The sequence below is a fragment of the Aliiruegeria lutimaris genome (assembly GCF_900099935.1).
Classification (GTDB): Bacteria; Pseudomonadota; Alphaproteobacteria; order Rhodobacterales; family Rhodobacteraceae; genus Tropicimonas; species Tropicimonas lutimaris.
In genome coordinates this window covers 42075-59596 of the sequence record NZ_FNEK01000006.1, presented here as the reverse complement: position 1 = coordinate 59596, position 17522 = coordinate 42075, and the positions used below count along the sequence as shown (strand labels likewise).

Genomic DNA, 17522 nt, shown 5'->3' with positions numbered 1-17522 from the left:
ATTCTCACCAATGGAGAAAAAAGCAAGAGTATTTGCAGAGTTTCCAACAGCGGAGAACCGCGCGATAGAGAGATGAAAAAACCAACAAGATCTGGAGATTGGACATGACAGAGACCCCCAGGCGTAGTTTCGCGAAGGCCCTGACATGGCAGGCAATGGGGTTGGTGGTGATGACCGCGATCACCTGGGCGCTGACGGGATCGGTTGAAACAGGCGGCGCCATTGCCCTGCTTGGCGCGGCATCGGGCATGGTCACCTATATGCTGCACGAGCGAGCCTGGGCACGGGTCCGCTGGGGACGTAATTCGGACTAGCTGGAAGGAGCCGATATAGACGGTTTCGGGGGGCCTTGCCCCCCGGTGCTCTTACGAGCACTCCCCCCAGGATACTTTCAGAAAGAGGATGATAAGCGGCTTCCGCTTTCATCTTTCTCCAAATACTTCCGCCGGAGGCATGATCCGCAGGATCGTTCACGCGCGCGAAGCGCACGCCACCCGACGGCCACCCGGTTCGCTAACCGACCGCTATCTGGCCTCCACAGCATCCAGCGCCTGTTTCACATCCGCGATCAGGTCGTCAGAATCCTCGATGCCAATGCTGACACGCACGAGTCCCGGCGTGATACCCAGCATATCCTTCTGCTCATCGCTAAGGCGTTGATGCGTCGTCGTCGCCGGGTGCGTAACAATGGATTTCGCGTCGCCAAGATTGTTCGAAATCGTCATGATCTTGAGCGCATTGAGGAAGCGGAACGCCGCCGCCTGCCCGCCCTTGATGTCGAGCGACAGGACCGTGCCCGGCTTTTCCAGAAGCTTCCCGGCCAGCACATGCTGCGGGTGCTGTTCCAGGCCGGGATAGATCACCCGTTCCAGCCGGGCATCCCATTGCAGAGCTTCGGCCATGGCCTGCGCCGTCGCCGCTTGTGCGCGCACGCGCAGGTCCAGCGTTTCCAGTCCCTTCAGCATGATCCAGGCGGTGAACGGGCTCATCGAACCGCCGGTATGCTTGAGATAGGGCTCGACCGTCTTGCGGATGAACTCTTTTGTTCCAAGGATCACGCCGCCCAGTGCACGGCCCTGCCCGTCGATATGCTTGGTGGCCGAGTATACGACCACGTCGGCGCCCTGCTCCAGCGCGCGGGAAAAGACGGGCGTGGCAAAGACATTGTCCACGATCACCTTTGCCCCCACGCGGCGGGCCAGCCTGGCCACCGCCGGAAGGTCGATCACTTCGAGCGTCGGGTTGGACATCGATTCGAAGAAGACCGCCTTGGTGTCCTTGTTGATCGCGTGCTTCCACTGGTCGAGATCGGTACCGTCGACAAAGGTCACGTTGACGCCGAAGCGGGTCAGCACTTCTTCGAGAATATAGAGACAGGAACCGAACAGAGCCCGCGCGGCCACAACGTGATCTCCCGCCTTCAACATGGAAGTCAGCGCGCCGTTGACTGCGGCCATGCCGGAGGCGGTAGCAAAGGCGTCCTCCGCGCCTTCCAGCGCGGCAATGCGGTCTTCGAACATCTTGACAGTCGGGTTGCCGTAGCGGGCATAGATGAATTCGTCCGGCCCTGCCTCAAGGAAGCGAGCCTCGGCCTGCTCGGCGCTTTCATAGACGAAGCCCTGGGTCATGAAGATCGCTTCGGCCACTTCGCCATACTGGCTTCGGCGAATGCCGGAATGGATCAGTTTGGTGCGCGTTTTCCAGTCTTCCATGTGGAGACCTCCCAACAAAAAAGCCCCACCGCAGCCAGCGGCGGGGCGACCCGCTTCTGACCTCTTTAGCGGCATGTTTAACGTGGCCCGCAATCCGGTGCACAAATCGCCACGAGTCTCGTGAGGGGCAGTTATCGCCTTGAGGGACGTCTCGTCAAGCGCGGGCCGAGAGCGTTGCCATTTCGTTACCGATGCGTCACGGCGCTGCAATCGGGCCGTCCCCCCGCCGTGGCAATGACACGTGAACAGCCCGCCCCCATATCCTGTCGCGCGCCCCGGATCGCAGCTGCTGGAATGGTTGGTTACACCGCTACGCTTTGACGAGCGGGCGCTCGGGATGGGCATTTCGCGGCGCCTCGAAACTGGACCGATGTGACTATTGCCTGACGCGAGATCGTGGCGGCGCTGGCGGCGCAAGGATTCGAGATACCGATCTCCGGCGCGCGGGCGTGCCATTGCATTGGTCAGTCTGATTGCGCCCCAGCCGAGGCCAGCAGGCGAGAGGATTGGCACAGGCAGCTTCGCACGGTGCATTCCGCCCTTGCCCTTCGCCTCCTGAGCGGCAATCTGACCGCCGGACTCACGGGAGGGTACAATGCAGCGGGAGCCGATAGATCTGTATTTCTGGCCGACCCCGAATGGCTGGAAAGTATCCATCGCCCTGGAAGAAATGGCGCTGCCCTACGAGCTGCACCTTGTCGATATCGGCAAGGGGGAGCAGTACGAGCCGGATTTCCTCAAGATTGCGCCGAACAACAAGATGCCGGCGATCATCGACCCCGAGGGTCCCGATGGTGCGCCGATCTCGATCTTCGAATCCGGCGCCATCCTGCAATATCTCGCTCGCAAGACCGGGCGCTTTTATGGTGAGAGCGAACGCGAGCGCATTGCCGTCGACCAGTGGCTGATGTGGCAGATGGGCGGGCTTGGCCCAATGGCGGGACAGGCGCATCATTTTCTGAAATACGCCCCGGCGATGGATCCGCCCAATGACCTGCCCTATGCGAAAGACCGCTACCGGGCCGAAACTGCGCGACTTTACGGCGTGCTGGACCGGCAACTGGCAAAGCATGAATTCGTGGCCGGCGATTTCTATTCGATTGCCGATATGGCGATCTGGGGCTGGGCCTCGCTCTGGGAAGGGCAGCAGCAGACGCTGGACGACAAGCCGCATATGGCGCGCTGGCTGGAGACGATGGGCGCGCGTCCGGGCGTGCAGCGGGGACGCGCGCTTGCGGCCGAAAAGCGGGGCGATTTCCGGAAGGACAAGGCGAGCCAGTCTGTGCTGTTCCGGCGCTAGCGTCGTTTCGCGCGGAGCAGGGGCGGGGCCTGCCCCCATAGGCGCCGTTCCGGAGACATTTCCGCTAAAGAGGAAGCCAGACGCCTTTCCACTTCGGGGCTCAGATCCCCTTGGCGGCCCGGATCTTGCGGGTGGAGGAGAATTTCATCCCCGGCGCGACGAGGCGCTCCTGGGTTCCCGTCCAGGCATAGGCGAGCAGGCAGGGTTCCTGATCGCCGGTGGTGATGCGGTGTTCATGGCCGGGATTGTTCAGGATCAGAGAGCCGGGCGCGTAGACGGCCGCGTCGTTCTCGGACCATGCGCCGGCCACCGAGACATAGCTTTCCTCGATGTCATGATGGCTGTGCTGGGGATAGGTCGTGCGCGGCGCGAAGAGAACGAATCCGAGGATGAGCTTATCGGCCTGAACCGGCCCCTTGGGTCCCAGCACCTCGCAATAGGCATATTTCTTTTCCAGCGCCTTGGGCACCTTCTCGTATCCGTATTCCCAGGTCAGCGCCGGGCAGATACGCCCGAAAGCGCGCGCCAGGGCGTAGACCGATCCGCGCGCCGCGATATCGAGCGCCCGCGGCAGGAAGGCGGTCACCGGTTTTTCTGCCGGTTCGCGCGGCAGGATCTCCGGGTTCGCGTCGATCGCCTGCGAGAGCCTTTCACGGATCTTGCGGCGGTGGGCACGGATGGCCCTGCTGCCGCCGGGAGAGCCGTAGCGATAGAGCGTTTCGAATTCCCGCAACAGGTAAAGCCAGTTCGGATCGTCGTGCAGGCGGCGGGTGGCCGGAAGATCGGAAGGGAACTCGGTCACGACATGCCTCGTTTCATGCGGCGGATCGGAACGAGGCTATTGCCTGCGGGATTTCCGTCAAGTGGCACGTGCGGCATGAGAAAGCCCGCACGCGACACGGCGTGACGTAAGCGGAACGGCGCGGGACCGGCCTATTCGGCCGGTTCGTCCTCCATTTCCATGTATTTCTGCAAGGTGAAGACCTGCACCGAGAGGAAAACAAAGAGCGCGATGGGAAAGCCGAAAGTCTCGATCTTTACCCAGGCATCGGTGGACATGGTCCGCCAGACATATTCGTTTGCCACGGCCAGCACAGCGAAGCCGTAAGTCAGCCGTCGGGTGAGTTTCATCCAGCCTTCCTCGGCCATGGGCATGGCGTCGCCCAGGACCCAGGCGAGGTAGCTGCGTCCCTGCAGCAGGCCGATGCCAAGCAGTATGGCGAAGAGGCCGTAGACGATGGTTGTCTTCATCTTGAAGAAGGTTTCGTCGTTGAACCACACGGTCAGGCCGCCGAAGACGATCACCAGCACCGCCGTAAACACCTGGATGCGGGAGAGCTTGCCGGTCAGCTTCCAAAGGATCGCCATCGCCACCAGCAGGATCGGCACAAAGGCTGCAGCAGCGACGATAAACCCATCATATTCGGTGCCTGCGAGCATGTAGGTCTGCTCGCGCATGCGCATGTAGGCCACGAAGAAGGCAATGGTCGGGCCAAGTTCCAGCACCTGTTTCAGGAGCGGGTTGATCTTTTTTTCGTCCATTGCGCGGGCTCCGGGTTTGTTTCGCAGGGTTGCAGCCGTTTTTTGCGGCGGTGTCAACTGCCCAGCTCCATGATGACGGCGCCTAACGCGATTGTGCTCATCAGCGCGAGCCGGCGCGGGCCGACGCTTTCCTTGAGCACGAGCCACCCGATCAGGGCGGCAAAGACGGTAGAGGTCTCACGCAGCACGGCTGCTTCACCCACCTTGTCGAGCCGGGTGGCCAGCATGACCGAACCGAAGCTGCCCCAGGCCACGAGCGCGCCGACAAAGCCCATCCAGAGCAGCGGGCGCGGGTCTGGCCGGTGGCGCAGGTTGTGCCAGCGCAGGGCGGCGATCACCGGCATGTCCATGGCGGTGAGGAAGAAGAACCATGCAAGGAAGGTGAACGGATCCGGCGTGGTGCGAATGCCGTAAGCGTCGTAGGTGGTGTAGAGCGCGACCAGCGCGCCGGTGCCCACCGCCAGCCAAAGCGCGGGCACGAGCGTTTCGCGGTCGATCTCGACATGGATCAGGTTGTAGACGGCCAGCCCGAAGATGCCGGCGACCAACACCAGCACGCCAACCCACTGGATGAGCGTGAAGGTCTCGCCGAAGATGATCCAGGCGCCAATGACCGTGAAGAGCGGGCCGGAGCCGCGCACAACCGGGTAGACCACGGTGAAGGCACCGCGCGAATAGGCCAGTGCCATGCCGATCTTGTAAGCGAAATGGATGATCATCACCCCGAGCATGATCAGCCACTCCCAGCCCCTGGGCCAAGGCACCATGAGAAGCGCGATGGGCGCGGAGATCACAAACAGCCAGGCGTCAATGGCGCCACGGCTGAGCCAGGGGTCGAAACGCCCCTTTTGCAACGCGCCGAAGACGGCATGCAGGAAGGCCGCGCTCAATGCCAGCAGGGTGGCGAGCAAGGCGCCGGCCTCCGTGCCCTCGAGCGAAATGATCCAGTCCGACACGTCTCACCCCGACTACGGCGCAGCCAGCGGTTGCGCGTCTGTTGGTTCCTCGGGCCTTCCCATACGCCGGAAGTCAGGCCCTTTTAAGCCCTCGTGATCGACGCCTGTCATCCGCTCGCCCTTGGTGGCTTCGCGTGGCAACCGCGAGAGCTTCGCCTTGTTCGCGCGTTCCCGTTTTTTGCCGGGATGTGTTGTCAGATTAGAAACTTTGAAAAAAGCGTTTGCTGGCCTTAGCCCTCGGCGCCGGTCAGGGCGGCGGCGAATTCTTCCGGATCGAAGGGCTGCAGATCGTCGATCTGTTCGCCGACGCCAATGGCGTGGATCGGAAGGCCGAACTTGTCGGCCAGTGCGACCAGCACGCCACCGCGCGCAGTGCCATCGAGCTTGGTCATGACGAGGCCGGAAACGTCGGAAAGCTTCTGGAAGGTCTCGACCTGGGACAGTGCATTCTGCCCGGTGGTCGCGTCCAGTACGAGGAGGGTGTTATGTGGCGCGTCCGGGTCTTTCTTGCGGATGACGCGGACGATCTTGGCGAGTTCTTCCATGAGGTCGGCACGGTTCTGAAGCCGGCCGGCCGTGTCGATCATAAGCAGGTCCGCCCCATCGCGCTGCGCCTGTTCCATGGCGTCGAAGGCGAGGCTCGCGGGATCGGAGCCTTCAGGAGCGGTCAGGACAGGAACGCCCGCCCGGTCACCCCAGATCTGGAGTTGCTCGACCGCCGCCGCACGAAAGGTGTCGCCGGCGGCGATCACCACCTTCTTGCCGGCGGCGCGGAACTGGCTGGCGAGCTTGCCGATGGTCGTGGTCTTGCCCGAGCCGTTCACGCCGACCACCAGCACAACCTGCGGTTTCTTCGGGTAGAGTGGCAGCGGGCGGGCGACCGGCTCCATGATGCGGGCGACCTCGGAGGCCAGCAGGGACTTGATCTCGGCGGTCGAGAGTTTCTTGCCGAAGCGCCCTTCGGCCATGTTGGCCGTCACCCGCAGCGCGGTATCGACGCCCATGTCGGAGGCGATGAGCAATTCCTCGAGTTGTTCGAGCATGTCATCATCGAGCGCGCGACGCACCACCGTTGTCGGCTCGCTGCGTCCGAAGAGCCGGCCCATGAGGCCCGGCCGCGCGGGCGCGGCCGATGTCTCGGGGGGCAGCTCCGGTTGGGGCATTTCCGAAGGCGGCGCATCGGGGAAGGGATCGCCCGGCTGCGGCGCCTCCGGCGTGACCGGCTCGGGGACCGCCGGTTCGGGCGGACGGGCCGGTTCGGGCGCGGGTTCCGGCTCGGGATCCTGTGCGAACCGGGCCGGGGATTCCGGCGCGATCGCCTCCTCCTCGCCGCCATCCTGCACGATGGCATCCAGCCCCTCTTCGAGCTTGGAGGAAGATTTGAACAGCCGGTCCTTGAGTTTACTGAAAAATGCCATGGGGGTCTTTCCGCTGGGACTCCTTCTCACCTAATCACAAGCCGCGCGATTTGGAAGCCCGGCGATGCCGCATGAATGCGGCTTCAGCCTCACGCCAGCAACCCGAATGTTACAAGAAAAAGCGCCTGGGCGCTCCAGTAAAGCGCCCAGACCGCATAGGGCGTGTAGCGGCGCGCCGGATGCCGTTCCGGAAGCAGGAAGAGCTCGCTGGCCAGAATCGCGTCCGAGGCGATGAAGGAAAGCGCGGCCAGGAGAGGCCACGGACCAGTGCTCGCGGGAAGCGCGAAGGCGGCGAGGCCCATGGCGAGGATGATGGCGATGTAAGCCATGACCGGCCAGCGCATTTCGCCTGCCGCGGGCCAGAGGAACCCTGCCATCGCGCCGCCGAAGGCAAGCAGCAGGAAGGCCGGGACGATTTTCCCAGCTTGTGCCAACTCCGCGAATTCGGCGCTGGCCTCGAAAAGAAACAGCCCGAGATAGGCCAGGTGGGCGATTGCGAAGGCGATCAATCCGAGCAGGAAAGCCCTCTGCCCGGCGCGCGAGAGCAGCAGGTCGCCCAGTGCGCCGAGGCCGAGCGCGGCGACGAGCCAAGGCGTTGCGCCGGTGGCCAGGGCCGAGAGCGCCAGGGGCAGGGTCGATGCCGTTTTCAGCGTGGATTTGACGAGGCCCGGCGGGGAAGCGCTGAGGAAAAGCAGGTAGGTCGCCGAAGAGAGCGTCGCCAGCAGGGCGAGGGGAACGGAGAAGAGGGACATGGTCTGCGGCTTAAGGGAAGGCGGCGGCCCTGTCATCCGTTTCGCCACGTGCCTTTCGGGCGGGCTGGAGTGGCGGCAGAGGATCTGGCATGTTGGCCGGGCAGTTTTCAGGGAGCCGCCATGTGCCGCCTTTTCGCTCTTGTTGTCATCGCGATGACGCTCTGCGCCCCTGCGCGCGCCGAGGGACCGCTTTCGGCGGAGGCTTTCGAAGCCCATACCGAGGGGCGCACGCTCCTGTTCCACTCCCATGGCAGGGCTTACGGCGCCGAGCGGTACATGCCGGGGCGAAAGGTGACATGGAGTTTCCTCGATGGCGAATGCCAGGACGGGTACTGGTACCCGCTCGGGGAGATGATCTGTTTCGTCTATGAAGGGATCGAAGGGCAGCAATGCTGGACCTTCCATGCCGAGGGCGGGGGGCTTCGGGCCTTGTTCGATGGCGAGGAAACGGGAACCGAGCTTTACGAGGCCGGGGAGACGGAAGAGGACCTGTTCTGTCTCGGCCCCAAGGTCGGGGCGTGAAGGCGCGCGGGGCGCGCCTGCCTTCGGCGAGGATATTTTTAGAAAGAGGAAGTCGGAACGCTAGAACAGGCTTCCCTGTTCGGGTTTGTCCTTGCGCGGTTTGGCGGATTTCGTCTGGCCCAGCTTGAGGCGGCCATCGGCGAATTGGATTTCAAGGCTGCTTGCCTGTTCGGCGGCGGATTTCGTGGTGACGACATGGCCATCGCCTCGGATGACTGCATAGCCGCGCTTCATGGTTTCCTCGTAATTGAGGCTTTGCAGGATGCGTTCGAGCGATGCGAGGTGGTCGCGGCGACCCGCGACGGAGATCTGGCTCGCCGTTTGCAGCCGGCGGGATAGTTCGGAGAGTTTTTCCCGGCGGCGGGTGTTTTCACGCAGCAGTGGCGTTGGGGTGAGGCGACCGACGCGCGCGTCGAAATCTTGCCTGGCCCGGGAGGTTCCACGCGCAAGCGCCGGGACCAGCCGTTTGGCCGAGGCGTCCAGTCGTTCGGAGAGGGTCTGCAATCTTTGCGACAGCAATTTCGGGCGCAGTGGGGCCGTGATGTGGGCGAGCCCGAGGCGGCGGCTTTGCACGCCTGTCTTGAGCGCCAATGGCAGGCGGCTGGCGGCGTTGTCGTAGCGCTGGCGCGGCGTGGCCAGCAGGCTGTCGGGACGCGGCAAAGCGCGGGCGAGGTCGCGCAGGCGTTCGCCGCGGCGGGTCATGTTGCGCGACAGGGCCCCGGAGAGGCGTGCGCTCTGGCTGTCGAAATGGGCCAGCAATTCGAGCCGCACGGGCACCGCCATCTCGGCGGCGGCAGTGGGCGTCGGGGCGCGGCGGTCGGAGACGAAGTCGATCAGGGTGGTGTCGGTCTCGTGGCCGACGGCCGAGATCAGTGGAATTTGCGAGGCGGCGGCGGCGCGGGCGACAATCTCTTCGTTGAAGCCCCAGAGATCCTCGATGGAGCCACCGCCACGGGCGACGATGATCACATCGGGACGTGGCAAGGGACCGCCGGGGCTGAGCTGGTTGAAACCGTCGATGGCGGCGGCGACCTGCGGCGCGCAATCGCGGCCCTGCACGGCCACGGGCCAGATCAGCACCTTGCGCGGGAAACGGTCGCGCAGCCGGTGCAGAATGTCCCGGATCACCGCGCCGGAGGGCGAGGTCACCACGCCGATGATCTCGGGCAGGAAGGGCAACGGGCGCTTGCGGGCCTCGTCGAAAAGTCCTTCGGCAGCGAGCTGTTTCTTGCGCTTCTCCAGCATCGCCATCAGCGCGCCGGCGCCGGCGGGCTCGACCTGTTCAACATTGAGGTTGTATTTGGATTGCGCCCCGAAGGCCGTCAGCCGGCCGGAGACGATCACTTCCATGCCTTCTTCCGGCATCACCGTGAGGTTTGCCAGCTGCCCTTTCCACGTGGTGCAGGCGAGCACGTTCCGTTCGTCCTTGATGTCATAGTAGAGGTGGCCCGAACGCGCCCGGAAGACCCGGCCGACCTCGCCGCGCACGCGGATACGGCCAAAGGCGCCTTCCAACGTCTTCTTCACCGCGCCGGAGATCTCCGAGACGGTGAATTCGGGCGCGTTTGAGCCCGGGCCGTCGGGTGCGTCGATCAGGTCTGACATGGGCTGCTCTCCTGCCATTTTGGCCAACCTATCGCTCGCGGAAGCGGATGGAAACCGGCGGCGCTACCGATGCGGCTTGTGGGCGATGGTGACGTAATGGCTGATCGAGAAGAAGAAGCGCCCGGCTTGTGACAGTGCATGCTGCTCCTCGGCCCAGGCGGCGGCCTCGGCGGCCTCCATATGGCCGTTGGCCACCGCGTAGCGCTCCATCAACCGGAGCATCATGATCGCAAGCCCGTCCGGGCGCATCTCGGAGTCGCAGATCGTCACGGGGTCGGTGCCGTCGACGGCAAAGCCCGCTGTGCGCAGCAGTCCCGGCAGATGCGCTGGCAGGTCGAGATGGACGGCATGGAGGTCCCAGGAGTCGCACATCCGGTTCATCCTGCCGGGATCGTCGCTATGCCAGACCAGCGAGCCGAAATGGATATCCCCCAGGACAAGCCGCCCGCCTGGACGCAGGATGCGCAAAGCTTCGGTGAGCGCGGCGGGCACATCGGAAAGGTATTCGAAGACCTGCACAGAGAGCGCCTTGTCGGCGGTTTCATCTGCGAGTGGCACCGCGTCGGCGGTCCCGTGGAGGATGCGCACGTTGCGGCTCTCCCGACAACGGTCCTCTGCCGCGGCACGCATGTCCGGGCTGGGATCGACACCGATCACCTCGCCCCCCTCCCCGACCGCGCGCGCCAGCTCCAGCGTCAGCAAGCCGTTACCGCAGCCAATATCGACGATTCGCTCGCCGGGTCCGGGCCGCAGGCGGTCGAACGAGGCTCTCCGGCGCCGCGTGACATCGGCGCCGACATAGCATTGCTCAAGCAGGCGCGTGGTGTCGGCGTCGAATTCCAGCATCCTTTTTCTCCCTTGGCTTCCTCAGGGTAACAGAGAGCCCTTTCGACACCAAATGCCCGCCCGCGAGTGCTTGTGATCCGGCCCGGCCCCTCCTAGAAGAAGGCCGACCGAGGAGACGACATGAACATACTGGTGCTTGGCGGCGGCGGCCGCGAACATGCCCTGGCCTGGGCGATCCTGCAGAACCCCAAATGCGACCGGCTGATCGTGGCGCCCGGCAATGCCGGCATCGAGCAGATCGCCGAATGCGCGAGCTTCGATATCTGCGATGGCGGTGCGGTGGTGGAGTTTGCCGAAGCCGAGAGCATCGATTTCGTCGTCGTCGGGCCCGAGGCGCCGCTGGCCGCCGGCGTGGCGGACCGGTTGGCTGAAGCCGGCATCCCGGTTTTCGGCCCCTCCAAGGAAGCCGCGCGGCTGGAGGCCTCCAAGCGGTTCACCAAGGAGGTCTGCGACGCGGCAGGCGCCCCGACCGCCGGGTGGGCCCGGTTCGACGATCTGGAGCTGGCCAAGGCCTATATCCGCGAACAGGGGGCCCCCATCGTGGTCAAGGCCGACGGGCTGGCCGCCGGCAAGGGCGTGATCGTGGCCATGACCGAGGAAGAGGCGCTGGCAGGTGTCGAGGATATCCTCGGCGGAGCCTTTGGCGCGGCGGGCGCGGAAGTGGTGATCGAGGAGTTCATGGAGGGCGAGGAGGCGAGCTTCTTTGTGCTCTGCGACGGCGAGACGGTGCTGCCCGTCGGCGCGGCGCAGGACCACAAGCGCGTCGGCGAGGGCGATACCGGCCCCAATACAGGCGGCATGGGTGCGTATTCCCCTGCCCCGATCATGACGCCAGAGCTGGTCGAGGCGACGCTGGAGCAGATCGTCAAGCCGACAATGGCGGAAATGGCCCGGCGCGGCGCACCCTATCGCGGCGTGCTCTATGTCGGGCTGATGATCAAGGACGGCAAGCCGCGGCTGGTGGAATACAATGTCCGCTTCGGCGATCCGGAATGCCAGGCGCTGATGATGCGGCTGGGGGCACAGGCGCTGGACCTGCTTCTGGCCGCCGCCGAAGGCCGATTGGCCGAACGGCATGTGAACTGGGCCGAGGACCACGCGATGACCGTGGTACTCGCCGCCGAGGGCTATCCGGGGTCTTACGAGAAGGGCACTGTGATCGGCGGGCTCGACGACCTGCCGGAGACGAGTTGGGAGATGATGTTCCACGCCGGCACAACCGAGGTGGACGGCAAGGTGACGGCGACCGGCGGGCGGGTTCTCAACGCCACGGCGCGGGGCCGCACGCTGGAAGAGGCGCGCGATAGGGCCTATGCCATGGCCGAGGCCGTGGATTGGCCGCAAGGCTTCTTCCGCCGGGATATCGGCTGGCGCGCGCTCGGCAAGGGCTGAGGTCCGCGATCACACCCGCCCGGCCCTGATCCGCCGGGCGGCGAGGCGTTCGCGGTAGATCAGGAAAATGCCGGTGGCGAAGATCACGCCCGTTCCAACCCATGTCCAAAGATCGGGAAGTTGGCCGAAGATCAGCCAGCCATAGAACGTGGCCCAGATCATGATGCTGTAATGCATCGGCGCGACCACCACGACCTGCGCCAGTTCGAAGGCGCGGATGACCAGGAACTCGGTGACGGCGGCGCAACCGGCCATTGCAAGCATCAACAGGATGATCCAGCTCTCCTGCGGCCAATGCCAGACAAAGGGCTGCAGGACGGTGAGCAGCACGAAACTCGTGACCGCGGTATAGACGATGGTCGTCGAGGTCCGGTCCTGGGAGGCGAGAACCCGGCTCAGGACCTGCCGGATGGAAAAGAAACTGGCCGCGGCTACGACCAGCCCGATCGCCGGGTGGAACACGCTGAAACCGGGGCGAATGACGATCAGCGCGCCGACGAACCCCAGCAGCACCGCGATCCAACGGTTGCGGCCGACGGTCTCGCCCAGAAAGATCGCCCCCATCGCCGTCACCAGAAGCGGCGCGATGAAGGAAACGGCCGTGGCATCGGCAATCGGCGCGTAGCGGATCGCGGTGACGAAACACAGGGCCGAAATCGCGGCGGAACTGCCGCGCAACAGTTGCAGAACCGGCCGCCGTGTCCGCAGCAGGACAGTGCCTTTCCGCGACAGGATCATGACCGCCATGACGAAGAGCCCAAATTGTCGGAACCAGACGATCTGGAACGGGTGCACGTATTGGGTGAGGTATTTCGCCATCATGTCGACCGTGCCCATCATGAAATAACCGAGCGCCAACAGCAGCAGGCCCAGCAGATTGCCCCGCGCGATGTTCATCGCCTCCGGCGACAGGGTTTGGGTATTGGTCATGATCGATGGTCCCGGGCGGCAACGGGCGCGGGCAACCTGCCCGCGCCGCGCGCCGTACCGGTTACCGCTACACGCAGCACCGATGTGAGGCAAGCAGGTGCGAGACCGCCGAAACCCTTGGGATACATGCGCCTCGGGGCGTGGCTCGGAGACAGAAAGGCCAGGCTTCACCGTTCCCTAACGGTTTCATGCGAAATCGGGGCGAACACCCGCCGAGCTTCGGCCGTCGGTATGTCTGCACGGAGAAAGTCATGTCATTGAAGACCGAACTGCAATTGATGCTGGATACCTACAGCGAAGATTTTCGTGCCCGCGATGTGGATGCCTGCCTCGCCTTCTTCGACGAGGACTGCAAGTTCATCACGCCGCGTGGTGTGTTCCGGGGGCGATCGCAGGTCGAACAGCTGCACCAGTCCTGGATCCAGGAGAACCACGCCGAACGGGAGATGCAGGTTCAGCAGATCGAGTCGATCGGAAACCATGTCTACGCGATCTGGCGCTTTCGGGACCTGGTCCCCGACGCCGACACCGGGAAGAACGCATTCTGCGAAGGGACCGCGCTCGGGGTCATCCGGCTGGACCCGGACGATGGCTGGCTGATTGTCGCCTGCAGCAGCAATTTCGATGCCGATCAGGTTGTGGCCCCCGTGGCCATGACACCGGCGAAGGCCGTCGCCTAGGGCGTTTCGGGGCAGATCCGGGGTGTCGCGTCCTGCTGAAACTCGCGGATCCGGGGGGACCACCATTCCATTGGCATCCCTCCGCCGAACGCCGCAACCGGCCCCGGCCTGTATGGGAGTCTGAGCGCGGTTCTCCGACAAGGCGCGCTGGCACCGAGGTTCAGGACACGAAACGACGACCCGGTTGCCTTGCGGCGACTCTGTGGACAAAGGTCACGAGGGCAAGAGCAGCAGCTCGGCCAATGTCAGCGCCATGACCTTTGCGCTGTCCAGCATGTCGTCCACGCCGACCCACTCATCCGGCTGGTGGGCCAGATCCAGAATGCCCGGCCCATAAGCGATGCAGTTCTTCAGCCGCCCGATACGGTCGATATGTTTCTGGTCGTAGGTGCCGGGGCTGACAACGTAATCTGGCGCGCGCGCCAGAACCTTTTCGATGGCATGCGCAACGGAGGTCACGACCGGCGCATCCTCCGCCGTCATGGTCGGCTGCACTTCGAAGAGGTCCCGCAGTTCGTATTCGAACCCGGGCCGCTCGCCCTTCACCCGCTCCAGCATGGAGGTCACCTCGGCCTTCACCTCGGCAATGTCCTCCTCAATGAGGAAACGACGGTCGATGGTTATGCGGCAGCGGTCCGGCACGCACGGCGCCGGAAGCCCCGTATAGTCGTCTTCCTGAACCGGTTCACCGCCATGGATGGCGTTGATATTGAGCGTGGACTGTTTGGCGCCCTCGGGCACCACCGGCATCTCGGTCCGCTTGGTGGCCAGAAGCGGGAAGAGATAGGCTTCCATCTCGCTCAGAACGGCCCCCATGTGCCGCACCGCGCAGTCGCCGAGGAAGGGCATCGAGCCATGTGCGATCCGGCCCATGGTTTCGATCTCCGCCCACCAGACCCCACGATGACCGAGGCAGATGCGGTCCTTGTTGAGCGGCTCGGGGATGATCACGTGCTGCACGCGGATCGGGTCGAACCAGCCTTGCTCGGCAAGATAGGCCACGCCACCATAACCACCCGATTCTTCGTCCGCAGTGGCCGAAATCTCCACCGAACCGTGAAAATCCGGGAAGGTGTGGACAAAGGTTTCCGCCGCGATGATCGAGGTGGCCAGCCCGCCCTTCATGTCGCAGGCCCCGCGCCCATAGATGCGGCCGTCGTGAAGCTCGCCGCCGAAGGGATCGAATTTCCAGCCATTGCCCACCTCGACCACGTCATGGTGGGAGTTGAAATGCACCGTGTCGCCGCCCGCGCGCCCTTCGCGGCTCGCGACAATGTTCCAACGCGGGTAACGGTCGCTATCGGCGAGCGCTCCTTCGGCGCGCACCAGCTCGACATGGAAGCCGGCTTCCGACAGCCGCCCGTCGAGATATTCACAAATATCCCGGTAGTACCGCCCCGGCGGGTTCAGCGTTGGTATCCGGATGAGGTCCTGTGTCAGTGAAATCAGGTCGTCCCGCCGGGCCTCGATGGCAGTGACGAGCCGGGAGTCTGTATCCGTGGCCATGCCTGCAGGCTAGGCCCGTGACATGGCGCCCGCAATGGCGTTGAGCCGCGACAGGATGGCCCGGCTGCCGAATTTAGCCGTCGCGCTTGGCCGCCAGTCGGTCTATCACGAGGAGAAACCCGGGCGCGCCCGTCGCGCCTCGACCCCGGAGCTCCCGATGGCCGCGCTTGCCAGACTGCTGCTGATCCTTTTCGTCGTGCTGAGCGTCGTCTATGTCAGCCTGTCGTTCTACTCGCGCGCGATACGACGCGACAAGCTCGAAGAGGAATGGGACGAGGAAATCCGCTCCGGCGACCGGGAGGCCTTCATCCGCGAAGGGCTTGATGACTATGATCATTCCCTGCGGCGCAAGCTTATCCTGGGTGTCTATGTCGTCCCGATCGTGCTGATCGGGATCATCATCTATTTCACGAATTACAACTGAGGACGTTCCCCAATGTGGTACTACATCCGCTGGACCCTCTGGCTCCTGATCCTGGCCGTGATCGCGGGCTTCCTGCATTACACCCTGCCGCGCAACGACGTGGTGCGGATCACCGACACCTATGAAAAACGGGTCGATTTCGGCGAGAACTCTATCTTCTGGTCGCACTCCGGCACCGGCGAGGCGGTCAACACCACCAGCCGCGACGTGTTCTTCATCCAGGCGATGAACGTCAAGGACAAGCCGATGGTCTATCGAAACGAGGATACCGGCTGGGGCTGGCCGCCCTATTTCAAGTTCCACACCTCGAACCTGCAGACCATCGCCGCGGACCTGAAATCGACCAAGGAAAGCCCGCAATGGGTGGCGGTCAAGAAATACGGCTGGCGGATCCCCTATGCCTCGATCTATCCCAACGCGATCTCGGTGAAGCCGGTCGAGGGACCGGATGCGCGGGTCACCCCGTGGATCTCGATCTCGATTCTCGTCGTTCTGGGCTGCGTCTGGCTGGCGATCTACACGCGCTGGCGCAGGTTCTGGGCAAACAGACGGGACAAGGAACTAGATTGATCCACACGCCGAGCACGCGCCTTGTGCCAATGCCATGAAATAGCGCGGGAACCGGGGATGATGCCCATTCTCCCGCGCATACTACTCTCACTTGGGTGTCGCAGGCTTCTGACCTAACCCCACTTGGCGAGCGCGGCCGCGAGTTCCGGATGGTCCAGCGCGTAATCGGCCAGCTCGACATCGCTTTCCGCAGCTTTCCACGCCTGTTGAACGGCCCGCACGCCCGCGGCCGGCCCCATCGGGTGGCCGTGAACCCCGCCGCCGGCGAGATACATCAGGTCCAGCGTCCGGCCGGTCTGCCGGTAGGTGTCTACCGCCTGCCCGCCCCATTGCCCCGAACAGACGACCGGCAGCGAGCGGTCCGCCGGTGAGAAAATCGGCTCTGCGAGGTCGTGGAAGGAGCGGACAAAGCTCTCGTCGGGCTCCCAGTATTTTGCACGGATGCCGTTGATCTGGAACTGGTCGACGCCGAGCAGGCGCCAGATCTTCTGGTAGGCGCGAAACTCCATGCCGAGGCCGGGATGACGGGTGAGGATGTCCCAGCCATTGCGATGCGCGTGCAGGCAGAGCTTCGAGCGCTTGCGCAGGAAGGACATGCCGCCATAGCCGATGGAGTTGATGTTGATCACCCCCGCGTTGCCGCCGGCCGCGACCACGCAGTCGTGGTTGCGCGTCATCACATCCGGGTCGGCCGAGGAGATGCCAAAGGCATACATCACCTTCTTGCCGGTCTTCTGCTCGTGATCGAGAATGACCGGCATGATCGCCTTCACCCGGTCCTCGAGAGAGGAATAGCCCGGGCTCATCAGCTTCTCGTCATCCTTGATGAAATCGACGCCGGCCTCGCAGAGCTGCTTGACGACTGTTGCCGTTTCCTCCGGCAGAAGCCCGAGCGACGGCTTGATGATCGAGGCGATGATCGGCCCTTCGGCCACGCCCGTCAGTTGGCGCGAACCCGGAATGCCGAATTGCGGGCCGGGATGGACCGCCCATTCCTGTGGCAGGTCGAAATCCATGACGCGAATGCCGGTCGGTCCGCGCGCGGCGAAGACGCCCCCGACGGTGATGGTCATCAGCGCGGCGATATCCGTTCCGACTGCTTCGAGCGGATAGGAGATCACCGCATCGGCGCGGTGATAGGGGCCGCTGCCGCCGGGATCGGGAAAGGAGGGTGTGTCGGACGGCTCAAGCGGGGTGATGGCCTCGACCCGCGCGGCGCAGCGGGCGCGGACCGCCTCCGTCTCGCCGGGAAGCTCTGTGAAGGTGCCTGTGGACTGGTCTGAGGCGATCTTGGCGGCGAGCGCTTCGATATCACCGGGCGTTTCAAGCCGATATGTGACCTTGATCGTGCTGCGTGACATGGATCT

At 64.1% G+C, this 17522-nt stretch carries 18 protein-coding genes and 1 riboswitch; of the genes, 7 read left to right on the top strand and 11 right to left on the bottom strand.

The features are described from left to right. The first annotated feature begins 104 nt into the window (after positions 1–104). The gene (locus BLR85_RS04595; RefSeq protein ID WP_093150472.1) at positions 105–314 is read left to right on the top strand and encodes a DUF2061 domain-containing protein; all 210 of its coding nucleotides are present in this window, start codon (positions 105–107) and stop codon (positions 312–314) included. Positions 315–524: 210 nt separating this feature from the next. On the opposite strand, the gene metZ is transcribed toward BLR85_RS04595, so the two are convergent. After that, positions 525–1712, bottom strand: a complete 1188-nt coding sequence (gene metZ / locus BLR85_RS04590; RefSeq protein WP_093150467.1) for an O-succinylhomoserine sulfhydrylase — start codon at positions 1710–1712, stop codon at positions 525–527. A 44-nt stretch (positions 1713–1756) separates the two neighbouring features. Next, positions 1757–1835, bottom strand: a riboswitch (SAM riboswitch). A gap of 472 nt (positions 1836–2307) precedes the next feature. Between metZ and BLR85_RS04585 the strand changes: the two genes are divergently transcribed. After that, positions 2308–3012: a glutathione S-transferase N-terminal domain-containing protein gene (locus BLR85_RS04585; protein ID WP_093150464.1), complete on the top strand. Its 705-nt coding sequence runs from the start codon at positions 2308–2310 to the stop codon at positions 3010–3012. Between the two features lie 100 nt (positions 3013–3112). On the opposite strand, the gene BLR85_RS04580 is transcribed toward BLR85_RS04585, so the two are convergent. The 5 genes from BLR85_RS04580 to BLR85_RS04560 all read right to left on the bottom strand — a co-directional run bounded on the left by BLR85_RS04580 (position 3113) and on the right by BLR85_RS04560 (position 7680). Continuing rightward, positions 3113–3814 (bottom strand): dimethylsulfonioproprionate lyase family protein, encoded by a 702-nt coding sequence (locus BLR85_RS04580; RefSeq protein ID WP_093150460.1) that lies wholly within the window; start codon positions 3812–3814, stop codon positions 3113–3115. 131 nt (positions 3815–3945) lie between these two features. After that, entirely contained in the window at positions 3946–4554 is a 609-nt protein-coding gene (locus BLR85_RS04575) for an inner membrane-spanning protein YciB (RefSeq protein WP_093150454.1), read from the bottom strand. Between the two features lie 53 nt (positions 4555–4607). Further along, the gene (locus BLR85_RS04570; protein WP_093150449.1) at positions 4608–5510 is read right to left on the bottom strand and encodes a DMT family transporter; all 903 of its coding nucleotides are present in this window, start codon (positions 5508–5510) and stop codon (positions 4608–4610) included. A gap of 230 nt (positions 5511–5740) precedes the next feature. Further along, positions 5741–6928 carry a signal recognition particle-docking protein FtsY gene (gene ftsY, locus BLR85_RS04565; RefSeq protein WP_093150446.1) on the bottom strand — a complete coding sequence of 396 codons (1188 nt, stop codon included), beginning with the start codon at positions 6926–6928 and terminating at the stop codon, positions 5741–5743. An 89-nt stretch (positions 6929–7017) separates the two neighbouring features. After that, positions 7018–7680 carry a lysoplasmalogenase family protein gene (locus BLR85_RS04560; protein ID WP_093150709.1) on the bottom strand — a complete coding sequence of 221 codons (663 nt, stop codon included), beginning with the start codon at positions 7678–7680 and terminating at the stop codon, positions 7018–7020. 120 nt (positions 7681–7800) lie between these two features. Here BLR85_RS04560 and BLR85_RS04555 point away from each other — a divergent pair, with 120 nt between their 5' ends. Next, positions 7801–8202 carry a hypothetical protein gene (locus BLR85_RS04555; RefSeq protein ID WP_093150444.1) on the top strand — a complete coding sequence of 134 codons (402 nt, stop codon included), beginning with the start codon at positions 7801–7803 and terminating at the stop codon, positions 8200–8202. A 60-nt stretch (positions 8203–8262) separates the two neighbouring features. Here BLR85_RS04555 and xseA read toward each other — a convergent pair whose 3' ends face one another. Together xseA and BLR85_RS04545 are read right to left on the bottom strand one after the other, a co-directional pair. Continuing rightward, entirely contained in the window at positions 8263–9807 is a 1545-nt protein-coding gene (gene xseA / locus BLR85_RS04550; protein ID WP_093150439.1) for an exodeoxyribonuclease VII large subunit, read from the bottom strand. A gap of 63 nt (positions 9808–9870) precedes the next feature. Beyond that, entirely contained in the window at positions 9871–10653 is a 783-nt protein-coding gene (locus BLR85_RS04545) for a methyltransferase domain-containing protein (RefSeq protein ID WP_093150435.1), read from the bottom strand. A gap of 120 nt (positions 10654–10773) precedes the next feature. Between BLR85_RS04545 and purD the strand changes: the two genes are divergently transcribed. Further along, complete coding sequence (gene purD, locus BLR85_RS04540) at positions 10774–12045, top strand: phosphoribosylamine--glycine ligase (RefSeq protein WP_093150432.1); 1272 nt, start codon at positions 10774–10776, stop codon at positions 12043–12045. A 9-nt stretch (positions 12046–12054) separates the two neighbouring features. On the opposite strand, the gene BLR85_RS04535 is transcribed toward purD, so the two are convergent. Beyond that, a complete protein-coding gene (locus tag BLR85_RS04535; RefSeq protein WP_244520599.1) occupies positions 12055–12975 on the bottom strand; it encodes a DMT family transporter in 921 nt (306 codons plus the stop codon). 251 nt (positions 12976–13226) lie between these two features. On the opposite strand from BLR85_RS04535, the gene BLR85_RS29015 reads away from it, so the two are divergent. After that, the gene (locus BLR85_RS29015; protein ID WP_170844452.1) at positions 13227–13655 is read left to right on the top strand and encodes a YybH family protein; all 429 of its coding nucleotides are present in this window, start codon (positions 13227–13229) and stop codon (positions 13653–13655) included. A 213-nt stretch (positions 13656–13868) separates the two neighbouring features. On the opposite strand, the gene BLR85_RS04525 is transcribed toward BLR85_RS29015, so the two are convergent. Further along, complete coding sequence (locus BLR85_RS04525; RefSeq protein ID WP_093150425.1) at positions 13869–15161, bottom strand: acetylornithine deacetylase/succinyl-diaminopimelate desuccinylase family protein; 1293 nt, start codon at positions 15159–15161, stop codon at positions 13869–13871. A 22-nt stretch (positions 15162–15183) separates the two neighbouring features. Here BLR85_RS04525 and BLR85_RS04520 point away from each other — a divergent pair, with 22 nt between their 5' ends. Continuing rightward, positions 15184–15585, top strand: a complete 402-nt coding sequence (locus BLR85_RS04520) for a hypothetical protein (RefSeq protein WP_342028769.1) — start codon at positions 15184–15186, stop codon at positions 15583–15585. 12 nt (positions 15586–15597) lie between these two features. After that, positions 15598–16155, top strand: coding sequence for a DUF1523 family protein (locus BLR85_RS04515; RefSeq protein ID WP_093150421.1), 558 nt, complete (start codon positions 15598–15600; stop codon positions 16153–16155). A gap of 113 nt (positions 16156–16268) precedes the next feature. On the opposite strand, the gene oiaX is transcribed toward BLR85_RS04515, so the two are convergent. After that, entirely contained in the window at positions 16269–17516 is a 1248-nt protein-coding gene (gene oiaX, locus BLR85_RS04510) for a 3-oxo-isoapionate-4-phosphate decarboxylase OiaX (protein ID WP_093150417.1), read from the bottom strand. Positions 17517–17522: the final 6 nt, after the last annotated feature.

Coding starts and splice junctions, on each gene's coding strand:
- BLR85_RS04520 (WP_342028769.1), top strand. CDS start 15,184: ATGGCGCCCGCAATGGCGTTGAGCCGCGACAGGATGGCCCGGCTGCCG.
- BLR85_RS29015 (WP_170844452.1), top strand. CDS start 13,227: ATGTCATTGAAGACCGAACTGCAATTGATGCTGGATACCTACAGCGAA.
- BLR85_RS04575 (WP_093150454.1), bottom strand. CDS start 4,554: ATGGACGAAAAAAAGATCAACCCGCTCCTGAAACAGGTGCTGGAACTT.
- BLR85_RS04595 (WP_093150472.1), top strand. CDS start 105: ATGACAGAGACCCCCAGGCGTAGTTTCGCGAAGGCCCTGACATGGCAG.
- BLR85_RS04585 (WP_093150464.1), top strand. CDS start 2,308: ATGCAGCGGGAGCCGATAGATCTGTATTTCTGGCCGACCCCGAATGGC.
- BLR85_RS04515 (WP_093150421.1), top strand. CDS start 15,598: ATGTGGTACTACATCCGCTGGACCCTCTGGCTCCTGATCCTGGCCGTG.
- BLR85_RS04560 (WP_093150709.1), bottom strand. CDS start 7,680: ATGTCCCTCTTCTCCGTTCCCCTCGCCCTGCTGGCGACGCTCTCTTCG.
- xseA (WP_093150439.1), bottom strand. CDS start 9,807: ATGTCAGACCTGATCGACGCACCCGACGGCCCGGGCTCAAACGCGCCC.
- ftsY (WP_093150446.1), bottom strand. CDS start 6,928: ATGGCATTTTTCAGTAAACTCAAGGACCGGCTGTTCAAATCTTCCTCC.
- purD (WP_093150432.1), top strand. CDS start 10,774: ATGAACATACTGGTGCTTGGCGGCGGCGGCCGCGAACATGCCCTGGCC.
- metZ (WP_093150467.1), bottom strand. CDS start 1,712: ATGGAAGACTGGAAAACGCGCACCAAACTGATCCATTCCGGCATTCGC.
- oiaX (WP_093150417.1), bottom strand. CDS start 17,516: ATGTCACGCAGCACGATCAAGGTCACATATCGGCTTGAAACGCCCGGT.
- BLR85_RS04525 (WP_093150425.1), bottom strand. CDS start 15,161: ATGGCCACGGATACAGACTCCCGGCTCGTCACTGCCATCGAGGCCCGG.
- BLR85_RS04555 (WP_093150444.1), top strand. CDS start 7,801: ATGTGCCGCCTTTTCGCTCTTGTTGTCATCGCGATGACGCTCTGCGCC.
- BLR85_RS04535 (WP_244520599.1), bottom strand. CDS start 12,975: ATGACCAATACCCAAACCCTGTCGCCGGAGGCGATGAACATCGCGCGG.
- BLR85_RS04545 (WP_093150435.1), bottom strand. CDS start 10,653: ATGCTGGAATTCGACGCCGACACCACGCGCCTGCTTGAGCAATGCTAT.